The organism is Acinetobacter sp., assembly GCF_045628685.1.
GTDB lineage: Bacteria > Pseudomonadota > Gammaproteobacteria > Pseudomonadales > Moraxellaceae > Acinetobacter.
This window is the reverse complement of the sequence record NZ_JAZQPV010000137.1, coordinates 1-3,098: the sequence shown is the minus strand read 5'-3', so window position 1 is coordinate 3,098 and position 3,098 is coordinate 1. Positions and strand designations below refer to the sequence as shown.

Sequence of the window (3,098 nt, the reverse complement as noted above, 5' to 3'; positions counted from 1 at the left end):
CCCGGCAACCTGAATCGCTTTACCCCACAACAACAGTTTTTCTGTCATGGTGGATTTACCAGCATCGGGGTGGGAAATAATAGCAAAAGTTCTGCGAGCCGCTACTTCTGTAGGTAATTGATCTTTAAACATAAGGGAAATCTTCAATATGTACACAGTTTTGTACACACTTCTAAATGTGTAACAAGCCAGTGAAGTGATAACTTAAAATTGGCGCAATTGTAGCAGATTTCAGCTGATAATCATTAACTCACTACGAACTGAATAGCCACCGATTTTGTAGACACTCTTTAGTTAGATAAAATGGCTAATTAACGAGGTGTTTATGAGCAGTAGCAAACGATATCCTGAAGAATTCAAAATTGAAGCAGTAAAGCAAGTGACTGAAAAAGGTCATAGTGTATCTGAAGTGGCCACACGTTTAGGTACAACCACGCATAGTCTGTATGCCTGGATCAAGCGTTATGATCCTCAGGAACCTAAAATCACAGACTCTAGGGATGCAGTTTCAGAATTGGCAAAGCTAAAAAAGGAGCTGCAACGGGTTACCGAAGAAAGGGACATATTAAAAAAAGCCGCGGTGTACTTCGCAAGCCAGTCCAAATGAGGTATGCCTTTATTCAGGACAATAAGCACATATGGCCTATTCGTCGTTTATGTTCGACTTTAGATGTTCATCACAGTGGTTATTACGCATGGTTAAAGCAACCCACGAGTAAAACCACAAAGAAACGGCAACTGCTTGCAGGCTTAATTAAACAGTTTTGGCTGGAATCTGGAGGAGTCTACGGCTATCGCAAGATTCACTGTGATTTGAAAGACGCTGGCGAAAATTGCGGTATCAACCGGGTACATCGGTTAATGAAAGCGGATGGGCTTAAATCACAGCGCGGCTATCGCAAGCCTAGAGCTTATGCAGGTACGCCAAGTATTGTTTCCGCAAACACCTTAGAACGACAGTTTAATCCAACTCAGCCTAATCAGCGGTGGGTGACTGATATTACTTATATTCGCACACATGAAGGTTGGTTATATCTTGCTGTGGTAATTGATTTATTTTCACGTCTTGTTGTTGGTTGGTCTATGAAATCGAGAATGACTACAGATCTGGTTTTAGATGCATTATTGATGGCACTATGGCGGAGAAAACCACAGAATAAAGTTCTGATCCACTCTGACCAAGGCAGCCAATACACCAGCCATGAATGGCAAGCATTCATTAAACAACACAATCTGGAATGTAGTATGAGTCGCAGAGGAAACTGTCATGATAATGCTGTTGCTGAGAGCTTCTTTCAGTTGCTGAAGCGGGAGCGTATTAAGAAGAAAATTTACGTATCGAGATCAGATGCTCGAGCGGATATATTTGAATATATTGAAATGTTTTATAACTCAAAACGAAGACATGGTTCCAATGGACAACGTTCTCCATTAGATTATGAAAAGGCCCATCAAAAGATGGTTATGTGTGTCTAGAATTTTGGTGGCTATTCAAACCCTATTCCCAGATATTTTTAATATAAACGATCAATTAACTTTGTCTCCTCTAAGCTTAGCTACTACAGTGAAATTTAAAAACGATTAATCTATTATTTCTTTAAATCTTTCCTAACTGCCCAGTCCAGGGGGATTAAAGCTCTGTGCGATCCTCTCCCCCATCGTTCCTTCGTTGCATCTACATATTTTTTATCTTTTGAAAAATAAGCATGTTCAAGTAAAATAACCTGCAATCCTTTTATTTTTGCAGTTTCATTAAAAATAAATTCAATATGTTTCTCTAGAGCATTAATATCTTCATCATTGTCACTCCCTAATATCACATTTTCATCTTTTAGTGTCGAAGGGAAATAAGGTCGACTGATTTGATCTAAGAATAAGACACCAGGCACTGAGGTTTTTTGTGTTTCAAAATACTTATGCAGTGCAAAAGCTAGAGAAATATGAATTGCTAAGTAATTTTGATCTGAACCTAAATCTGACATTTTAAGGATAGATTCTGTTTCATTTTCTATTATACTAATTTCAGGTTTTAAGGCATTAAAATCTAACTCAGCATTTACACATGGTGCAACTGTTGGTAGTAATTGAAAATTTTCGGTGGCAAATTTAGAAATCTTTAATTCAGCTCTTCTCAATTTTATTTCTTTGGAGCTTTTATCAATTTGTGCTTCAATTTCTTGAATCTCTGCAGATAATACATCTAAATCAACTCCTTCCTGTATATCCTCTTGAAAGGTCTCTAAAAAATATGATATCCGCCCTCTGAGATGTGCTTGTTGTTTAGAATGGTCATCATATTGTCTCATCTCTTCTGTCTGTCTATACCAAGACTGAATTTTTGAATCGACATGAGATAACATAGCATTTAAATCATTTAATTTATCATTTAAATTATTTTCTAAAAGAATCAGCTTAGGCTCGACTCTTTTAATTGAAATATTCTCATCTCTAATTTGCATTAGAGTAGATTTTAAATGCTCCGCCATTGAAATTCCAATCTTTGACTCAGACTTACAAACCGGACATTGTTCAGGAATATTAGAAAGATTAAAGTGATTTACTAATTCCAACTTATTTAATTGTCTTGCTACTGTTCCTTTATAACCTGATGCCTCAAGAATAACTTTTTTTGTAGCATTTAATTTACTATATAGCTCGGTTATTTCATCAAGGAGAGCTTTCCTTTTAATATTTAGTAATGTTATCTCACTATTATCGGGGTAATTAATAAATTGAGTTTCAACTTTTAAAATTTCTCTGAGATTTTCTATGATGTCGCTTAGACTGTTTTCATCACTTGTGAAAACATTTAAACCTAATCTTTTTGCTTCTTCTAAAAAATTTCTTGCTTTACTTATTGAGTCTTCTTGCGACCTTAAAGTCAAATTTTTCTTATTCTTCTCTAATTCTAAACGACTTTTTAGTTTTTTTAGTTGTTGTTCAAGATAAATACTTTCTTCATTCGATATATTAAGATAATAAGGCAAAGCTGCTAAAAAATCTTTAGACTTTTCAGCATCATCCATGCTATGAAATAGAAGTGACTCACTATCAATAACTTCTTTCGTGATCAGTAAAAATGGCGTTATATTTCGAAT

At 35.6% G+C, this 3,098-nt stretch carries 3 protein-coding genes; 1 reads left to right on the top strand and 2 read right to left on the bottom strand.

Features of this window, described 5'->3' with window-relative positions:
* The coding region (locus tag ACKI4H_RS18335; protein ID WP_407308347.1) for a hypothetical protein at positions 1 to 132 on the bottom strand (132 nt) is incomplete at its 3' end.
* A gap of 193 nt (positions 133 to 325) precedes the next feature.
* Here ACKI4H_RS18335 and ACKI4H_RS18330 point away from each other — a divergent pair.
* Positions 326 to 1,476 (top strand): IS3 family transposase gene (locus ACKI4H_RS18330; protein ID WP_407308345.1). Its coding sequence is split into 2 segments (ribosomal slippage): positions 326 to 566 and positions 566 to 1,476, totalling 1,152 coding nucleotides; the frame shifts between segments, so codons are not numbered across the junction.
* Positions 1,477 to 1,589: 113 nt separating this feature from the next.
* On the opposite strand, the gene ACKI4H_RS18325 is transcribed toward ACKI4H_RS18330, so the two are convergent.
* A partial coding sequence (locus ACKI4H_RS18325; protein ID WP_407308343.1) for a DUF3732 domain-containing protein occupies positions 1,590 to 3,098 on the bottom strand: 1,509 nt, incomplete at its 5' end.